The organism is Vreelandella sp. H-I2 (genome assembly GCF_052959335.1).
Genome location: NZ_JBRAMC010000005.1, coordinates 76,486 through 93,558, shown reverse-complemented (window position 1 = coordinate 93,558; position 17,073 = coordinate 76,486). Strand labels below are relative to the sequence as shown.

Annotated in this window: 17 protein-coding genes; 1 reads left to right on the top strand and 16 read right to left on the bottom strand. The window is 50.6% G+C overall.

What is annotated here, in order from left to right; genetic code table 11:
- Positions 1-114: 114 nt before the first annotated feature.
- From wecC to ACUVOF_RS13615, 6 genes are all read right to left on the bottom strand, one after another.
- Positions 115-1,395 carry a UDP-N-acetyl-D-mannosamine dehydrogenase gene (gene wecC / locus ACUVOF_RS13640; RefSeq protein ID WP_447044886.1) on the bottom strand — a complete coding sequence of 427 codons (1,281 nt, stop codon included), beginning with the start codon at positions 1,393-1,395 and terminating at the stop codon, positions 115-117.
- 82 nt (positions 1,396-1,477) lie between these two features.
- Positions 1,478-2,596: a non-hydrolyzing UDP-N-acetylglucosamine 2-epimerase gene (wecB, locus tag ACUVOF_RS13635; protein WP_447044885.1), complete on the bottom strand. Its 1,119-nt coding sequence runs from the start codon at positions 2,594-2,596 to the stop codon at positions 1,478-1,480.
- An 18-nt stretch (positions 2,597-2,614) separates the two neighbouring features.
- Positions 2,615-2,917, bottom strand: a complete 303-nt coding sequence (locus tag ACUVOF_RS13630) for a hypothetical protein (RefSeq protein WP_447044884.1) — start codon at positions 2,915-2,917, stop codon at positions 2,615-2,617.
- Positions 2,914-3,936, bottom strand: a complete 1,023-nt coding sequence (locus tag ACUVOF_RS13625) for a hypothetical protein (protein ID WP_447044883.1) — start codon at positions 3,934-3,936, stop codon at positions 2,914-2,916. Before ACUVOF_RS13625 ends, ACUVOF_RS13630 begins: the two co-directional genes overlap by 4 nt.
- A 56-nt stretch (positions 3,937-3,992) precedes the next feature.
- The gene (locus tag ACUVOF_RS13620) at positions 3,993-5,363 is read right to left on the bottom strand and encodes a hypothetical protein (RefSeq protein ID WP_447044882.1); all 1,371 of its coding nucleotides are present in this window, start codon (positions 5,361-5,363) and stop codon (positions 3,993-3,995) included.
- A 50-nt stretch (positions 5,364-5,413) separates the two neighbouring features.
- A complete protein-coding gene (locus ACUVOF_RS13615) occupies positions 5,414-6,439 on the bottom strand; it encodes an ABC transporter ATP-binding protein (protein WP_447045147.1) in 1,026 nt (341 codons plus the stop codon).
- Between ACUVOF_RS13615 and ACUVOF_RS13610 the strand changes: the two genes are divergently transcribed.
- The gene (locus ACUVOF_RS13610; RefSeq protein ID WP_447045154.1) at positions 6,344-6,562 is read left to right on the top strand and encodes a hypothetical protein; all 219 of its coding nucleotides are present in this window, start codon (positions 6,344-6,346) and stop codon (positions 6,560-6,562) included. The genes ACUVOF_RS13615 and ACUVOF_RS13610 overlap by 96 nt on opposite strands.
- A gap of 48 nt (positions 6,563-6,610) precedes the next feature.
- On the opposite strand, the gene ACUVOF_RS13605 is transcribed toward ACUVOF_RS13610, so the two are convergent.
- From ACUVOF_RS13605 to ACUVOF_RS13560, 10 genes are all read right to left on the bottom strand, one after another.
- Entirely contained in the window at positions 6,611-8,068 is a 1,458-nt protein-coding gene (locus tag ACUVOF_RS13605; protein WP_447045146.1) for an MBL fold metallo-hydrolase RNA specificity domain-containing protein, read from the bottom strand.
- Between the two features lie 232 nt (positions 8,069-8,300).
- Positions 8,301-8,492 (bottom strand): DUF2283 domain-containing protein, encoded by a 192-nt coding sequence (locus ACUVOF_RS13600; protein WP_308319698.1) that lies wholly within the window; start codon positions 8,490-8,492, stop codon positions 8,301-8,303.
- Positions 8,493-8,900: 408 nt separating this feature from the next.
- Positions 8,901-9,998 carry a chain-length determining protein gene (locus ACUVOF_RS13595; RefSeq protein WP_447044881.1) on the bottom strand — a complete coding sequence of 366 codons (1,098 nt, stop codon included), beginning with the start codon at positions 9,996-9,998 and terminating at the stop codon, positions 8,901-8,903.
- A 3-nt stretch (positions 9,999-10,001) separates the two neighbouring features.
- A complete protein-coding gene (locus tag ACUVOF_RS13590) occupies positions 10,002-10,811 on the bottom strand; it encodes an ABC transporter permease (protein ID WP_447044880.1) in 810 nt (269 codons plus the stop codon).
- Positions 10,812-10,879: 68 nt separating this feature from the next.
- Positions 10,880-12,613, bottom strand: coding sequence for a polysaccharide biosynthesis/export family protein (locus tag ACUVOF_RS13585; RefSeq protein WP_447044879.1), 1,734 nt, complete (start codon positions 12,611-12,613; stop codon positions 10,880-10,882).
- Positions 12,610-13,020, bottom strand: a complete 411-nt coding sequence (locus tag ACUVOF_RS13580) for a DVU3141 family protein (RefSeq protein ID WP_447044878.1) — start codon at positions 13,018-13,020, stop codon at positions 12,610-12,612. Before ACUVOF_RS13580 ends, ACUVOF_RS13585 begins: the two co-directional genes overlap by 4 nt.
- A 421-nt stretch (positions 13,021-13,441) precedes the next feature.
- A complete protein-coding gene (locus tag ACUVOF_RS13575) occupies positions 13,442-14,518 on the bottom strand; it encodes a porin (protein ID WP_447044877.1) in 1,077 nt (358 codons plus the stop codon).
- 262 nt (positions 14,519-14,780) lie between these two features.
- On the bottom strand, positions 14,781-15,611 hold the full coding sequence (locus tag ACUVOF_RS13570; protein WP_447044876.1) for a ProQ/FINO family protein: 831 nt from the start codon (positions 15,609-15,611) through the stop codon (positions 14,781-14,783).
- A 20-nt stretch (positions 15,612-15,631) separates the two neighbouring features.
- Complete coding sequence (locus ACUVOF_RS13565; RefSeq protein WP_447044875.1) at positions 15,632-16,189, bottom strand: dihydrofolate reductase; 558 nt, start codon at positions 16,187-16,189, stop codon at positions 15,632-15,634.
- Positions 16,186-16,959 (bottom strand): thymidylate synthase, encoded by a 774-nt coding sequence (locus ACUVOF_RS13560; protein WP_447045145.1) that lies wholly within the window; start codon positions 16,957-16,959, stop codon positions 16,186-16,188. The genes ACUVOF_RS13565 and ACUVOF_RS13560 overlap by 4 nt, the downstream gene beginning before the upstream one ends.
- Positions 16,960-17,073: the final 114 nt, after the last annotated feature.

Genomic DNA, 17,073 nt, shown 5'->3' with positions numbered 1-17,073 from the left:
TGGTGAATGGTGAATGGTGAATGGTGAATGGTGAATGGTGAATGGTGAATGGTGACATTATTGAGCAGCGACGCTATGGACTACGTCGCCACTCTTTTACCTCATGGTCAACGCTTACCCCAGCAGACCAACCGCATCGATCACAGTTTCCTTACCACGTACGATTTCTTGGTGCGTAATGAATGGCCTGTGTTTCACCAGTGCACACACCACATCAGCTTGGGCCATTGCTTCGTCAAAAGTGGCTAGGGTAACGTTGTTTCCTTCAAGACCCTTTGGCAGCTCTTTGATATTGGGTTCTACTACTTGTAGCTTACAGCCTAATTTGGCGATCGCTTTTGCAATACCCAGCGCAGGGCTTTCCCTCAAGTCATCAATGTCTGGTTTGAAAGCAACACCCAAGCAAGCAACGGTCAAGTCACTGCGTTTAGCATCGGGATGTTGTTGATGGTAGTAATCCAGCGCTTCTTTAACGCGGCCAAGTACCCATTGGGGCTTCGCATCATTGACTTCACGGGCAACGCGAATAATTTTGGCTTGCTCAGGGGATGCATCAACAATAAACCAGGGGTCAACTGCAATGCAGTGCCCCCCTACCCCAGCACCGGGAGTAAGAATATTCACGCGTGGATGTCGGTTCGCTAGAGCAATAAGTTCCCAAACGTTGATATCTAACTCATGGCAGATGGTAGAGAGCTCATTGGCAAACGCGATATTTACATCACGAAAGCTGTTTTCAGTCAGCTTGGCCATTTCTGCCGTGCGCGCGGTGGTGGCGACACACTCGCCTTCAACTACAATTTGGTAAAGTGAGCAGGCCGCTTCTGCACACTTAGGTGTCATACCGCCAATCACACGGTCATTTTCGACTAACTCACGAATGACATGCCCCGGTAACACCCGCTCTGGGCAGTGCGCTATGCGAATATCGGAAGCTTCGCCATGCGTTTGCGGGAAAGTAAGGTCTGGCCGCGCTTCTGCTAGCCATTGGGCCATTTGCTCAGTGGCTCCAACTGGACTTGTGGATTCCAACACTACCAAGTTTCCAGGCTGCAGAACCGATGCAATCGACTTTGCAGCCGCCTCAATATAACTGAGATCAGCTTTGTGATTCTGGCCATTTTCATCCGTATGAAACGGAGTAGGCACGGCTACTAGAAATGCATCAGCAGGCTCAGGAGTAGTGGTGGCCCGCAGGTAGCCCTGTTTCACTGCGGCATTAACTATAATATCCAACTCTGGTTCGACAATATGAATATCACCGTTATTAATGGTATCTACCGCATGCTGATTAACATCGACACCAATCACTTTCTTCTTCCTTGAAGCAAATACCGCTGCTGTCGGCAGGCCAATGTAGCCCAGGCCAATCATGGAGATGGTTTCAAATTTCATGATGTACTCTTAAAAGTTAAAAGTGAGTGGTGAAAGGTAAAATGAAAAAAGCTTAGCCTATTCACTTTTTTCGCTTAGCAAATTACTGCTGAGCTAGCGCGTCACGGATTTGCTGGCAGGCGGTGCCATCCCCATAGGGGTTATGGGCATAGCTCATTGCATTGTAGGCTTCTTCGTCTGTTAGCAGGCGTGTAAGCTCTTGGGTGATGGTGGTGACATCGGTGCCTACCAGCTTTACGGTGCCAGCGGAAACCGCTTCGGGGCGTTCGGTGGTATCACGCATCACTAGCACGGGCTTACCAAGGGAAGGCGCTTCCTCTTGAATCCCCCCTGAATCTGTCAGGATGATATGTGCGCGGTTCATTAGGTATACAAACGGAAGGTAATCCTGCGGCTCAATAAGATGAACGTTATCAATATCAGCCAGCAAACGGTTTACTGGCTCACGCACGTTTGGATTGAGGTGTACCGGGTAAAGAATTTGGGTATCGGGATGAGCTTTTGCAGTATCAACCAACGCTTGGCAAATGCGCTCAAAACCACCACCAAAGCTTTCACGGCGGTGGCCGGTCACCAGAACCAAACGCTTGCTCGCTTCCAGCATAGGAAAGCGCTCTGCCTGTTCTTGTGCTAACGCTTTATTGGTATCTAGTTTGTGTGCTACATCCAGCAGAGCATCAATCACCGTATTGCCCGTTACATGAATATGGGCAGGGTCGATACCTTCATTTAAAAGATTTTGCTTGGATGTTCCCGTGGGGGCAAAATGCAGCTTTGCCAACGCGCCGGTCAGCTTGCGGTTGCCCTCTTCCGGCCAAGGTGAGTAAAGATTGCCGGTACGTAAGCCTGCTTCCACATGCCCTACGGGGATTTGCTGGTAATAAGCCGCAAGCGTAGTAGCGAAAGTAGTGGCGGTATCGCCATGAACTAGCACAATATCTGGCTTGAACTCTTCAAATACGCTTTTTAGCCCTTGCAATATTCCGCAAGTCACATCATTTAAATCTTGCCCTGGCTTCATAATATTTAAATCAAAGTCAGGCGTTAGCTCGAATAGCGATAGCACTTGATCTAGCATTTCACGATGTTGTGCAGTAACACATACCTTTGCATCAAAGCGTTTATCTGCCGCTAGCTGTAGTGCCAACGGGGCCATTTTAATAGCCTCTGGCCGCGTTCCAAATACGGTTAAAACTTTCATTCGGTTACCTTAAATGTCTTATCTTCGATCTAGCAGTTGGTATTCAAGTTCCTGGCAGCGCTGGTAGTAGCGTTCAAGAAGTTGCTGCGTTTCCTGCAGTTGGCGCTGCGCTTGTGATGCTTCCTGTGCCGCTCCTTGCGGTAAGGAAGCCATGGCATTTGAAACATTATTCGCGTACTTATCACAAAGGTAGAGGTTGGTCCTGAACAAATGCTCGCCATATTGACTCGCGGCTTTTTGATAAAGTACTTTGGCCGCCGCGTAGTTTCCTTGACGAAATGCTTGCGTGGCCTGCTTTACCACGAGAGGTTGTGCGCTCATAGGTTATCCTTTTCCTCTTGTGGCTGCTGCGCTTGCGAAGATTGAAGCAACTGTGTGAGGTGCTTACCTAATGCGTTAGTGGCTTGCTGGCGCTGCTCGCTTTGCACACTAAAACCTTTTGCTAAATGAGAATCCAACTGGTCTAACGTCTCTTTCAATAGCTTTAGCTGCGCAGCCTGATGGCGAGCCTGCGCCAGCTCTTCTTGAGTGGCTTTAAGCGTCTGTTCTAGCGTAACGATTTGCTGTTCATAACTCAGTGCCTGCTGTTTACGGTTCATAAACCAAGTGTGCGTGTCTTCAAGCTTTTGCTTTACTTCTGCAAGCTCGCTTTGAAGTGTCGCTATTTCATGATGAGGTTGCCTAATACACAGCCACTGCTCAACACGCGGGTGACGCTCGGCTTCACGTGCAACAACACGAAAACCTAAGTTTTGTAACGCCTTTTGCCAGGCTGTTTCATTAAGTCCTTCTGGCATGTTTTTTTCAGTACTTACTCTTACCACTAGAATCTCAACCGCATCGAACACAGCGCTATTGTTGGACAGCAACGTCGCATCACAGAAATAGTCAATAACGAGCCACTGGCCTGTCTCTTGCCAATGCTCTGTAGCCCAAGCTTTAAGCGTTCTAGGGTCACTAGGCTGTTCATCCAGGCTAGTTAAATTGGGCCAGAGTGGTGCTAGCGTAATGGGAGGTATTAGGCCGCTTTCTGATGGGTTGCTGACAGTATAGTAAGTTTTATCATTATGGCCCGTTTCAATTACTACATTGTGAAACTGCCAGCGAGGGGCTTGAGGCTGCCATCGGGCTTTTAACTGGGTATAAGTTTTATTACCCGCTTCTGCTAGATTGACGTTTGCCAGTGCTAGCTCGCTTGCCCACTGTAATAATGCACTATTGCCGTTACCTGCACCCAATATTGTAAGCTGCTGCGCTGGGGTGATCTGATTGAGTACAGTTAGCCAATGCGTTAACGGCATAAAATCTGAATACGCAGCGTCATATGAAGCAACCGGCATAATAGGCTCGCTATAGTGTTAGTTTTATTTGCTTAATGTAAATTGAAGCTAATATCTTAGTGCTTACGCTCTTGGCGAAATGCTCTAGTTTCGCTGTTTAACGCAAAAGGTATTTTTACCCAGCCAAGCGGCGAGCTAGCATTTTTCAAAATTACTTCACCGAGGCGGTATGATAGGTGACGTTTTACCTGTTCTGCTTTATGAGCATCCGCATATTGCGCGACAGGAGGTAGCTTTTCGCTTTTTCGAGTTTTAAGATCCTTTTTATAGGCTGTGTGTTCGCGTTTCAGTGCTATTGGTAGTAAAAAGAAATCTTTAACACTGTTGCTTTTTACCACTACTGCACCTAGGCGGTAGGTTAGCTGTCGTTTAACCCGCTCGTCTGCCCCGTAGTATGGGCCTGTGGTTTGCTCTGAGAATCTAACCCCCTCACCACTCTGGTAGAACTTTTCCAGCTCTTCCTGTACCAACTGCAGTTGCTCTAGCAACATGGAATTTTCTTGCTGAAGTTCTTCTACTGAGGGCGCTGAAGTTTTCTGTTTGTTTGCAGCACTTTCTAACTCGCTTTTTAAACTTTGGAGCTGGCCAACATAGTTTAATAATGTGGTTTTCTGAGCCAATAGGCACTGCCAAGCTCCATGTAAATCGACTGGCTCTCCAGGGCTTGCTGGCTGCGTAGCACTGGCCTGCAACTCATCGTATAACGCTAGCGCGCTGTGCTGTTCTACAACCTGTTGATGCAAATAAGCGGATAAAGGCGCTGCTTCCAGCTTTTCATACTGCTCTGTTGACCCAATCGCTAATTTTTGGAGTGCTTTGACAAGTGGTGAACTACCTCTAATAGGAACAACTTGGTTCTGCTGATCAGCGTGAGTTAACCCAGACAGATGCTTAAGGGTAATTTCAGGCTCGTTGAGCATTTGCTGTGCATGCACCAACAAACAACGGTTTGGATGGCGTAAGTAAAACGATAACAATGCACCGTGATAGGCCGCCCAATTATTTAGCAGCTCCTCCGGGGTAGTGCTGCTTTCAATTGCTAGCGCTTGCTCTAGTGCCACGACAGGGTGCTGGTAAACTAATACAAACTGCGTTTGTTCATCCACCTCATGCCACATATTGAGTAACGGCAGTGTATTGGGAGAAGCCCATCCCCATACAGCTTGCTGCTCCATATTGCCCAAGAGAAAGTCCAATGCCAGCCCTTGCCATACATCGCTAGGCATTAGCTGTACAAGCTCTTCTTCTTGCTGGGCTTGCTCTATGGCGATAGCGTTATGCGCCTTACAAAGCGAGGCCTGAATTTCGTGAACGCTCATCCCCTCCCTTCGGGAAGGTGCAGCCTCTACCAATCCATATTGTTGCAATAACGCTTCTACGTCCCTGTAACCCGAGGATGGATGGCCGACAATGGCAATTCTATTCACTAACTCATTTCTCCTAACGATGAATGAAGCAGAAGCGTAAGCGTAAAGCATTAATCCAGGCCATCAATGGCCTCTAGTTTGGTTTCAGCATTTTCTTTTTGCTGATGTGCTGCTTTTAGTGCTTTTTCTATAACTGTTTTACGTTCTTCTGCCCACTGTTCTACTTCTGTTTTTTCAAGTAACTGTGTAAACGACTTAATGCTGTTCTGTGCCTGGTTAATTTGCGCTTTGGTATTTTGGCGTTCGCCGATTGGTGTTTGGTTAATGATATCTGTTAGCGCATTAACTCGGTCGGCGGCCTCTAGGCGCAGCCGGTTTAGCAGTTGCACCTCTTGTTTTGGCCATTTCTCTCGTTTTGCTTGCTGCAGACGTTGCGCAATACCCCCCATATACTGGCGAGCGGCTTTTAGCTCTTTCTGTACCTTTTTAAACTGAGCTTTATTAAAGGTGGTAGGGTCGGTATTTTCTAGTGGCACTTCTACCGATGTTGAGGCTTCGGCTGTTTGCTTTTTTTCGTCTACATCGCTGTGATAAGCGAGAATTGCCTCATTGATATCGTCGTACCAGAAAGCTTCACCCTTTTTGATATAAACACCCACTTGGCACAAATCGCGCAGTATTCCTTCACCGTGGGAGACCATGATTAGTGACGCTTGGCCAACTTTATCTTTAAAAAGTTTTTGTGCTTTCGCCTTGAACGAACGATCACCTACGGCAGTGGCTTCATCCGAGATATACACGTCGAAATCAAACGAGAGTGATAAACCAAAAGAAAGTCGTGAACGCATACCCGAAGAATAAGTGCGCACGGGTTCGTCAAAAGCGTCACCTATTTCGGCAAAGTCTTGAACAAACTCAATGACGCGCTTAACTTCAGATGAATCAGAGCCTTGAGCGCGGGCGACGAACTTAACGTTTTGCCGACCCGTCATGTTGTTTTGCATGCCTCCAACCAAGCCTACCGGCCAGGAAACCCGGCTATGACGAATGACCTCACCGCGCTCGGGGGTGTCCATGCCAGCAATGAGGCGCAGCAGAGTGGATTTACCCGCTCCGTTGGCACCAATCAGTCCCACGCTCACCCCTTTGGGGATCGTGAGGTTGATGTCTTTGAGTACCCAATCGCTGCCGTGGTGGTTATGGTAGCGTTTGTAGAGGTTTTTGATTTCAATCATTTGCTTGTAAGCCGTGAATGGTGAGTTGTAAATGGTGAGTTGTAACTGCTATGCAGTCATTCCACCTCACCATTACGCTTCACTCTGTACCGTCACACTTTTGCCCTTTCGCTTATAGAGTTTTTCCAACTCGCTTTTAAGTGCATCGCGGGCGGTTTGTTCGCCATGTACTAGGCGAATGGTGTGGGGCCAGCGGCGCATGCGTTTTACGAAGTTGAGCAGGTCTTTTTGATCGGCGTGGGCAGAGTAACCGCTGATGGAGGTAACGCCTGCCTTAATGTCGATACGCTCGCCGTCGATGTTTACCCAGCCACCCTGTGGCCCGTATTGCTGAATATCCCGCCCTGGGGTGCCTGCCCCCTGGTAGCCTACAAACAGCACCTGGTGGCGTTTATCACTCAGCATAGCTTTTAGGTAGTTCATGATACGCCCGCCTGCACACATGCCACTGGCGGCAATCACTATCGCTGGGCGGCCGGTTTTGGCCAAATACTCCACGGTTTGTTCGTGCTCTGCGTGGCTATCCACCGTGTAGAGGTTGGCGAAACTGAGCGGATGGCGGCCAGTGCGTAAACGGCTTTGAGCCTCTTTATCCCAGTAAGGTTTTAACTCTCGGTATACCTTGGTAAAACGTGCGGCCAGCGGTGAGTCCACAATAATTTCGAGATTTTGCCACTGACTTTTGGGCAGCCCACGCTTAACGTTACGCTCGGCTTCATAAATAATGCCTTCCAGCTCGTAGAGCAACTCTTGTGTGCGGCCAATGCTGAACGCAGGCACTATCACTGTGCCGCCGTTAGCAAGTGCTTGCTCCACGGCTGCTTTCAGGGTGGCCCGACGCTTGCGGCGGTCGGGATGTTGCCGATCGCCATAGGTGCTTTCGAGTACCAGTTGATCACAGCCATAAGGTGATTGCGGCGCAGGTAATAGTGGGGCGTAGGGGGCGCCTAGATCGCCAGAGAACACCACGCGCTCTTTCTCACCGGTAGCGGTATCTTGGTAACTTACTTCAACGTAGCTGGAACCGAGAATATGCCCTGCCCGTTTGAGTTTTATCCGGGTGGTGCCTGTACTTTCACTTGGGTTAGCGCCGGTGTGGTCGCTTACTTCACTTGCTAAACCTATGCTGTACCATTTGCCGTAAGGCACGCTGACAATCTGCTTTTCTAACTGCGCTTGAAACCGCTCGATTAGTTGGGCGTTGCGAGTGAAGCCGATTTTCAGTGCGTCTGAAATCACCAGTGGCAGCAGCTTGGCTGTGGGAATCGAACAGATGATCGGCCCGGTGAAGCCTGCGGCCAGCAGGTAAGGCAACCTGCCCACGTGGTCAATATGTACGTGGGTAATGATCAGTGCCTTGACGGTGCTGATATCGAATTCAATTTGTAGCTGTTCGAAGCTGTCTTCCGCTGCCTCTTCACCCTGGAAGAGACCACAATCCACCAGCAGGGATTCCTTTTGATTAAGAATCAATTGGTGGCAGCTGCCAGTTACGCCGGTAGCCCCGCCGTGGTGAACGATATTGAGCATGGAAAGCCGTGAGTTGTGAGTTGTGCGAGGTAGTGCCAAGGGGTGGTTATGTGCCTGGGGCGTCGTACCGACGCCTCCGTGCCAAGCTGCCGCTGCAGGTGCCTCATAGCTCGCAGTCTCCTTACCACGCGTTAGAGGTGCTTGCCTTTACTAATTAACGAGCTGGTTTTCGTAGCGCGGCGCAAGCGTTAGCGCACCCGCGGGAGTAGCGCAAAGCGGTGCTAGGGTTGTGTTACGCTGCCTGGCTTTTTAAGAGTGGCCATGCACCTTGCTTAGAGGCTTCAAGAATAACAATCTCGTTAATCGTGCCATCCTCTGCGTAGCTGATATGTGTGTTCCAATCTTGAGAAACCTCTTTTACGGTAGGCTTTTCCGATAGGTGCAGAACCAGGATGTCATCTGCTTCATCGTAGGTAGTTCGCATTACTTATCCTCCCACTCAAAGTGATGCAGCTATTCTTTTACGTTCGGGTTTTAACCACTACCTTATCTTCTAAATGTGATACTTCTACTAGCCATCCGTTCTCTGGCATGGCGTGTTAAGTGAATTTCTAACTTGAAACGGTGACTATGCATATTCTGAGTCTACATATTTGGTTTGGGCGTCGTCCCGCGGGCGCCTCGTTGCTCGTTCCTCACAGACTTGTTACCACGCGCTACGGGTACTCAGGTTTTATCAATTACAAGGCTTAAACCCATGCGCACCTTGGAGATAGCGCACTTCGGTGCCGGGGTTGTGTTACGTGCCTTGAGGCATCGTTCCGACGCCATACGCGGGTGCGCTAACGCTTACACTGCGCTCCGAACCCCTTCTAGCCTATTTCTCACACCATTAATCCCGGTGGTCTTTGATGATCATCATGAGCATGCTGAGGATAAAAGCGAGGAAGATGGTGATGATCGCGAATACACTGCTGTTATAGAGCCGATCAGGTTTTGTGGGGTATTCCGGCATTAGCGGGCTTTGCAATACGCTTACCTGTTTGAGCTGGCGGGCAGCTTCCAGGCGGGTGTTTTCTAATGCAGCTAGGGCACTTGAGTAGGTTTCCTGGGCAAACTGCGCTTGCAGCTCTAACGTTTCGTATTCCGCCGAAACGCTGTTCAATGAACCACCTGCGGCCTGTGCCAAACGGTCGCGTTGCTCAATAATTTGGTCGCGTAGCGCGGTTATATTACGCTCCACTTCGCGTAGCTCAGCAGACTGAGTACTTTGGTAACTAGCTAACGCATTGCGCTGCGCCTGGAAGCGGGCTAAATCCGCCTCCAATGTTGCCACCACTTGGTTAATACTTTCTACCGTGCTGGTTGGCGACACTAAGCCATGCTCATTTTGAAACTCAAGCAAAGCAGCGCGAGTTTCAGTAAAGCGTTCATCCAGTCGCACCATTTGCCGCTCTAAAAAATGTACTTGCTCTTCCGCTAGCCGATGCCCCATTTCATTCATATGATTTTCGCCCGCTTCCAGCAGCAGCGTGGTCATCTGGTGGGCAAACTCGGGGGTGTAGGCCTGCACCCGAATATTCAGTACGCCCGCGTATTCATCTAGCTCTACCTCCACCCGTCGCAGGTAGTATTGATGCAAGTCTTCAATCGGCGCATTTTTATCGCCCAACTTGGCAAAAATATCGCCGTGCTCGGTGTAATGCTCGCGAATACTTAGCTCTTCATCCAGGCGGCGCAGCATATCTACCGAGAGTAAGTGCTCACGCAATAGCAGGAGGTCATTCGTATTGCCTCCCCCTCCCCCCATTATGGCCGATAGGCTAATTTCTGGGGTGGCGACTTGGGGGCTTTCTAAAACCACTGTGGCACGTGATACATAGCGTTCTTCTGCGATCGCAAACCAGTAAAACGACACCAGTAAAATTGCAATTAAGGCCAAGGCCCATTGAGGCGACTTTTTAACAAAACGACGTAATGAAACATGCATGGATTATTTGGCCTTCAAACGGTCAATAAAGCGCAGGTGCATCAATAGCCCCAGGGCGTTAAGAGAAAGCGTTACCAGCCAGAAATAAAGCATGCTGGTACCGTGAATAATTTGATAATTTTCAAAGAAACCTAAGCGAAGCACTTCTAACGCATGGGGGATAGGGTTATACATTAAGTATTCCAGCAACCAATGGGGTAATTGGTTAAGGGGGAACATCACTCCTGAAATAATCAAAAGTGGTAATGACAGCATGCGAATCACACGGCCAATTTCAGGTATTAACGTGGCAGCCACCGACGTTACCAATCCTAAACCAATACCTAAACACCAGAGCGATAACCATGCGCCAATTACCCGAATAGCGTTATCAGGGTACATATTCAGCCCTAACATCAAGCCACCGACTATGAAAATAAGAAACACGAAGGTACGAATCATGCCTTCCAGAAAGTTTCTTACTAATACGGGGTCAATGGGATGTACTTGGCGATAGGCAAAAAGGGAGCTATTCGCATCAATTGCCCCCATACCGCGTAGCATGCCTTCGCGAACCAGAAAGAACCCCATCATCCCGGCAATCAGCCAGGGAATGAATTCCGCGTTGACGATAAGGCGATCACCACGAACAAAGCTGCGAATACCCACCATGATGGCAATAAACGCTGCTGGCTCGAAAATCATCCAAAACCAGCCCATGCGGTCTGACATGGTGCGTGAAATAGCTTCGCGCATAAACATGGCGTACCACACGCTGCGGGTGACTTGCCAAGAGGAGCGCGCCCCTTTTGGGGCGCTCTTACTATTAGCCATAGTATTTCTTTTTAAAAAGATACAGTCGGTGAGTCTACTCACCACTTACCACTCACCATTCACGATTCTTACAGATCAACCGCTACGCGAGTGGCGACGGCTACTTGATAGAGGATTTGCGTGATCGTAGAGGCTAGCTGCAGGTTGTGGGTGGGCGCGGCGGGCATCACGAGAATTTCATCACCGGGGCGCAGGTTCACGTTGCGGGCATTCTCAACCGCGCCGTTCTGGCGTACTACCAGAATGTGGTCGTCATCCGCACGATCGGTAAAGCCACCGGCGCCTTCGATGTAATCGATCACGCTCATGCCGGGGCGATAGACGGCGGCCTGAGGCACAAGGATTTCACCGCTGATCAGGATAGAATCGCTGATTTCGGGAATGGTGATGGTATCGCCATCCTGCAGGCGAATATCTGAAATGCGGCCATCGTAGGCCACCACTAAGCGGCCACTGGGCTCTAGCTCACTCGCACGGGCGATGAAGTCTTGAATCAATTGCGCTTCCTGAACACGAATCTGGGCTTCTTCATTAGTGCTTGAAGGCGCCCCTAGATAGGTGGTTTCCAGTCGGCGCAGACTCTCTTCCATCGATTGCGCCTGTTGTTGGCGTACGCTTTCACGCTGTAGCGAAATGCTTTCTACGGCGGTCATGTTTTCAGGCACGGCGATCGCATCCAGAAGCTCACTCAGGCGGGCATCTCTGGGTAACGCATAACGTGAGGGGCCGTAGTAGCTGCCTTCAACCTCAACCACAATGGTTTCGCTACGTTGGTCGGAGCTGAACAACACTTCATCGCCGCTGCGAATCGTTTGGCCGTAGAACATATCCATGGGGAAGTATTGCGCGATGGGGCCATCTTCACGGTCGCCGCGTAGCAGAACGTGGGAAACGCCGCTTTTAAGCTTCGCCAATTCAACCAACTCGGCACCGCTTAACTGGTTACCCATTAGTTCGTAACGGTGTGCACTGTGTACATCGCCGCCTACAGCAATCGCGGGGCCACGCTCTTCCACTACGATGGTGTCGCCATCCTGAAACTGAGGGCGAGCAATGTTGCCATTAATCAAGAACTCGTAAAGATCGACCGTTGCCACGGTGCTGTCGTTACGCAGCACACGCACCTGACGATAGCTGCCCAGGTCTTGGTCGATACCGCCCGCCTGATCGAGGAAGTAGAGCAGCGAGTCATTAGGCGTACCCGCGTAGCGGCCCGGATTTCCAACATAACCGGTGACATAAACGGCAACCGGCTGAACGCCTTGTAGGTTGGTGTAGACCTCTACGTTATCCGGGTAGACCGAGGTAATCGCATTACGCACACTATTATCGACTTGCTGGCTGTTCTGCCCTTCCACATTCAGCGGGCCGGAGCCAGGAATAAAAATGTTGCCTTGGGCATCTACGGGTAGCACGCGATCAAATTCAACCGCGCCCCAAGCGCGCACGGTGACCTGGTCGCCGGGCTTGATGCGGTAATCAGGATTCAGGCCATCTCCCATCGCGCCCCGAAAGCCGCCGGTAAACAGGTTGGCGCCAAACGGTGGTAATGCATCTGGATTTTGTAGGGGTTGTTGTACCGGGCCGTAGGTGCCACTGCGCCAGTCTGCACGGGGGGTATCATTCACTTGTTCCTGGGAAGCCGTTCCTTGCCGCCCACTCTGCTCGGGCAGAATGTTGTCGGAAAGGCTTAACGCCTGCGCCCACGTGGTGCTTGCGGTCAATGTGCTGATCAGCGCCATTGAGGCCACGACCATGGAGCGTTTGAGCGAGGCGCGGCTAAGCAGTTTAGTAACATTCATTCGTTGCGTCCCTGTGCTGTTTGCGCCACGACGCGTTGATTAACCCAGCCGTTCGGTGTTTTACACACCAAGGCGGGACGAGCGGTGTTACCGGCAACGCCAATTACCTGTAAATTGCGGCATTCACGCCCACTGGCGGCCAGGTAGGCGGCATCGGTGACTATCTCAACGTTATCGCCCCATGGGCTTTGGGGTAAGTTAAGCACCGCGCCTGCTGGGGCTTTGGTTAAAAAGGTATTTAGGGTTTCGTCTTGCAGTAACGTGGCGGGGTCATTACTAAGTACGTATTGGGCTTCTTGATGGCCAGCACCGGAGGGGTATGAGGCGCAACCGCTGACCATGACTAAACTCAGCGCCGCCAGCAGCATGCGAGCTGGCGACACCATGGAATATTGGGGTAATGGCATAATCGATTCCAAATTAAAGGCACGCTACCGCCCAGGGATTGTAACGGGCGTGTTCCCTTGCCCTACGTTTCTGTGCGGGTGAATGTAGGTGGTGCACTAAGCATGTCATTGGCTAGAGTGGTAACAGCCTGATTAGATAATTCGCACCAGCCCGCTATTGTAAGGGAATACCGATGCTGCCTCTACATCGGCAACGCCTGCAGACCGACTCATTTTACTTTAAAAAATAATCGCTGCTAAAAATGAAATGTTATAAAATAGCAAATGATAAAGGAAGCAACTTGTCAATCGTGTATATTTTTAAAGGCTAAATGCCCTTGTTGAGTACATCTTGGACATAATAAAAAACCGGCCTCTTAAGAGGCCGGTTCTATTGGTTCTGCTAGGCAGTTACCCTTTAAGCGTGGTAGTTAAACCAGGCTTAGAAGTGGTAACGAGCGCCTGTCAGCCAGTAAACGTCGTCGCCGTCAGCACGCTCAACGTCAACAAGGTTATTACTATTGTCAAACACATCTACACTGATAGATTGCTGATCAGCTTGGGCTAGCTCCAGGAACACATCGAAGTTGCTGGAAACTTTGTAGTAAGAACCCAGCGCCCATGCAGTGCGGTCGTCACCGTCGCCGTCTGAATTGACATCATAAAGGTCAGCATTGAATGCCCAAGGACCCGTGGTGAACGTACCACCTAGGCCAACTTTATCATAGCCGTTGCCGTAACCTTCGTCGCTATGCTTGCGGCCTTCATAGCCCAAACGAGCAGAGAACTGATCAGTGATGTCGTAAGAACCAACGATGCCACCCAGCACTTCGCCGTTACCGCCGCCACGCACTACGTCTTCAACAAAACCCAGACCAACAGTTAACGGGCCAGCCTGGTAGCGTGCGCCGCCCTGCGGTGCAATTACTTCACCTTCGGCACGTGGATTTTCTTCGCCACGCTCGCTGTAGTGCTTAAGCTGCAAGAAGGCGGTGAAACCTTGAAGATCAGGTGTGTAGTAACCGATTGAGTCACCACGTGACTGAGTCGGGTGGCCAGCGAACTCTAGACCACGGTCGATGTAAACATCGAACGGCAGAGAAACGAACTGGTTGTACATGGCATCGAAGTTACCAGCTTGGAAAGTACCGAATTGGTCGCTTTGCAGGCCGATGTAGCTCTGACGAACTTCTTTAAAGCCAGTATTGCCGTTACCGCTAGGACCGGTACGCTCGTCACCATCAAAACGCCACTCAAGACGACCGAAAGCAGTCAGGTCACGAGAAACGTCGTGGCTCATGCGCAGACCAAGACGTGAGTAAACGTCTACGAACTCTTCGCTGTTGTCTTGGAAGTTGCCGTCACTGTCATACTCAGCGCCACCACCAGCGACACCCATTGCGATACGGCCATAGACGTCCAGCTTGGTGCCGTCTTGGTCATAAACAGTTGCCGCTTGTGCTGCTGCAGAGGCACCCAGGGCGCCGATGATAGCAGTCGCTAAAAGTGTTTTTTTCATGATGTAAGTTCCTTAACTCGTATACTGTTTCGATCGTTACTGCTCGGCTCTTTATAAGCCGGCAGGTGGCTTTTGCGGGCCATGCTCTTTTCCATCCCCGGTTTTTCCCGGTGGTATGCGGCATGTCCTCAACTAAGCCTTGTTATAGTCCAATGCTCGCAAGACAAACTCTATACCGGGATTCCAGGGAACGCAATAGAAAAAAACAGTGTTTTTTTACTATTTGCACTTTTTTATGGAACCCCTGCTTACAAGCTTGGTCTCAGCGGCCTTTGAATTTCTCCTGCAAACCTAGCAATTTGTCTTCCATGCTAAGCGGCTTACGTGGCTCACTTTTTTCAGTTTTTTCAACTTTTGGTTCTGTTAAAGACTCTTTACGGGGCTTTTTAGTGGCTAAAAAAGATTTAGGTTGCGCTTTTTTGGGCTGCGCTCTCTGTTCCCTTTCTCCGCGCTTTTCTTTATCTCCGCGCTCTTCCTTATCTGTGTGCTCTTTCTTTTCACCGCGCTTTTCGGATGCATGCAGCGCGGCTTCTTTATCCACCTTGCCAGCGGGCTGGCCATTTAAATCTACTCGCTCGGCACCCTCGCGTACCGCTTTTATATAACGTGGAAGGTTGACGTAGTTAGCTAACGCGCGGCGAATGAGTTTATTCGGCCAATTTTCGCGTTCTGCCAAGTCTTGGTGAATACCGACTTTAAGCGGCTTGGTGTGGCCTTTAAAGAACGCCTTAGGGTAGCGTTCGTACCACTGATTAAGCAGCGCATGCGGCGACGGGGTTTTGGCTGGTTCATCCGCAGGCGTAGGCGGCAAGTCAATTGTTTCGCTTGCTTCCTGTTCCGGGGCTTCCTGTTCCGGGGCTTCGTCTTCAAGCGCTACTGGGCTGAATGTTTCTTCGCTAGGTTTTTCAGCGGCAGGCATAGCTTCCGGGCTTGGCATAGCTTCCGGGCTTGGCACGCTTTGCACCGGGGCATCTTTTCTCGCCAATTGCTGCTTTAGCTGCTGATTTTCATCGCGCAGGGCTTCTAGCTCAGCTTTTGTGCGTTCAAGACGCATTTCCAAGTCATCTAACAGGTTCGTTAAGCTGGCGGCCATAGCCTTCTCCTTTGACTTTCTCAGTCGGCGATGCGCTCGTAGACCACGAAATCGTAGTTTGGCTGCCCTTCTGCGGGCTGCCCCGCTACGCGTTGGACTTCCTGCCACTCGTGGGGGTCGATGTCAGGAAATACTGCATCACCTTCTACCTCACAATCCACTTCCGTGATGTAGAGCCGCTGAGCGAAAGGTAGCGCTTGGCGGTAAATTTCACCGCCGCCCATTACCATGATCTCTTCTGCTGCTTCTATCGTGGCATGCTGGTCAGCTAGCTCAAGCGCTGAGGGCAAATCGTGGCATACACGTATGCCTTCATGGGAGAACTCGACGTCGCGGGTAACAACCACGTTAAGCCTGTTGGGCAGCGGCTTACCAATGGAGGCGAAGGTTTTACGCCCCATCACCAGTGGTTTTGCCTGGGTGATGCGCTTGAAGAACTTTAAATCTTCGGGCAGGTACCAGGGCAGCTTACCGTCTACGCCAATCACGCGGTTTTTAGCCATGGCGACAATCATGGCCACCGGCACTAAAGAGTCGAAGTCATCGCTTTGCTTGCTGATATCGCTGTGCTGGCTCATACCGCCACCTCGGCTTTGATGTGCGGATGCGCCTCGTAAGCATTAATGTGTATGTCTTCAAACCGGAAAGCAAACAGGTCATCCACCGCTGGATTAAGCACTAACGTTGGCGCTGCTTTTGGTGTACGCGCCAGCTGTTCTTTGGCCTGCTCCAAATGGTTACTGTACAGGTGGGCATCGCCCAGGGTGTGAATAAATTCACCGGGTTGCAGACCCGTCACCTGCGCGACCATGGTTAGCAGCAGCGCATAGCTGGCGATATTAAACGGCACACCGAGGAAAATATCCGCACTGCGCTGATAAAGCTGGCACGACAGCTTCCCATTGGCAACGTAAAACTGAAACAGGCAGTGGCATGGCGGCAGCTGCATTTCATCTACCTGGGCCGGGTTCCAGGCAGAGACAATCAGGCGGCGCGACTGGGGCGACGTGCGAATTTGATTGAGCACTTTGGCAATTTGGTCAACGCTGCCGCCTTTAGGATCGGGCCAGCTTCGCCACTGGTAGCCGTAAACGGGGCCTAGATCGCCGTTTTCATCCGCCCACTCATCCCAAATCCGCACCCCGTTCTCTTTTAGATAGGCAATGTTGGTGTCGCCTTTCAAGAACCATAAAAGCTCATGAATGATGGAGCGTAGGTGGAGCTTCTTGGTGGTTAGTAGCGGAAAACCACGGGATAAATCAAAGCGCATTTGATGGCCAAACACAGAGCGCGTACCGACACCTGTACGGTCGTGGCGGTCAACGCCATGCTCTAAAACGGTTTGCATCAAATCTAAATAGGGTTGCTCAAGTGCGGGCGTTGGTGCAGTCACAGAGTTTCCAAGTTAGCAGGCGGTGTAGCGGTTTATTCTAGGGGGTGAGGTGAGGAGGGGCAATGCGAG

Excerpts from the sequence above, each read along its gene's own strand:
- wecC (WP_447044886.1), bottom strand. The coding sequence starts at position 1,395 with ATGAAATTTGAAACCATCTCCATGATTGGCCTGGGCTACATTGGCCTG.
- wecB (WP_447044885.1), bottom strand. The coding sequence starts at position 2,596 with ATGAAAGTTTTAACCGTATTTGGAACGCGGCCAGAGGCTATTAAAATG.
- ACUVOF_RS13630 (WP_447044884.1), bottom strand. The coding sequence starts at position 2,917 with ATGAGCGCACAACCTCTCGTGGTAAAGCAGGCCACGCAAGCATTTCGT.
- ACUVOF_RS13625 (WP_447044883.1), bottom strand. The coding sequence starts at position 3,936 with ATGCCGGTTGCTTCATATGACGCTGCGTATTCAGATTTTATGCCGTTA.
- ACUVOF_RS13610 (WP_447045154.1), top strand. The coding sequence starts at position 6,344 with ATGACGAATGACCTCACCGCGCTCGGGGGTGTCCATGCCAGCAATGAG.
- ACUVOF_RS13605 (WP_447045146.1), bottom strand. The coding sequence starts at position 8,068 with ATGCTCAATATCGTTCACCACGGCGGGGCTACCGGCGTAACTGGCAGC.
- ACUVOF_RS13600 (WP_308319698.1), bottom strand. The coding sequence starts at position 8,492 with ATGCGAACTACCTACGATGAAGCAGATGACATCCTGGTTCTGCACCTA.
- ACUVOF_RS13595 (WP_447044881.1), bottom strand. The coding sequence starts at position 9,998 with ATGCATGTTTCATTACGTCGTTTTGTTAAAAAGTCGCCTCAATGGGCC.
- ACUVOF_RS13590 (WP_447044880.1), bottom strand. The coding sequence starts at position 10,811 with ATGGCTAATAGTAAGAGCGCCCCAAAAGGGGCGCGCTCCTCTTGGCAA.
- ACUVOF_RS13585 (WP_447044879.1), bottom strand. The coding sequence starts at position 12,613 with ATGAATGTTACTAAACTGCTTAGCCGCGCCTCGCTCAAACGCTCCATG.
- ACUVOF_RS13580 (WP_447044878.1), bottom strand. The coding sequence starts at position 13,020 with ATGCCATTACCCCAATATTCCATGGTGTCGCCAGCTCGCATGCTGCTG.
- ACUVOF_RS13575 (WP_447044877.1), bottom strand. The coding sequence starts at position 14,518 with ATGAAAAAAACACTTTTAGCGACTGCTATCATCGGCGCCCTGGGTGCC.
- ACUVOF_RS13570 (WP_447044876.1), bottom strand. The coding sequence starts at position 15,611 with ATGGCCGCCAGCTTAACGAACCTGTTAGATGACTTGGAAATGCGTCTT.
- ACUVOF_RS13565 (WP_447044875.1), bottom strand. The coding sequence starts at position 16,189 with ATGAGCCAGCACAGCGATATCAGCAAGCAAAGCGATGACTTCGACTCT.
- ACUVOF_RS13560 (WP_447045145.1), bottom strand. The coding sequence starts at position 16,959 with ATGCAAACCGTTTTAGAGCATGGCGTTGACCGCCACGACCGTACAGGT.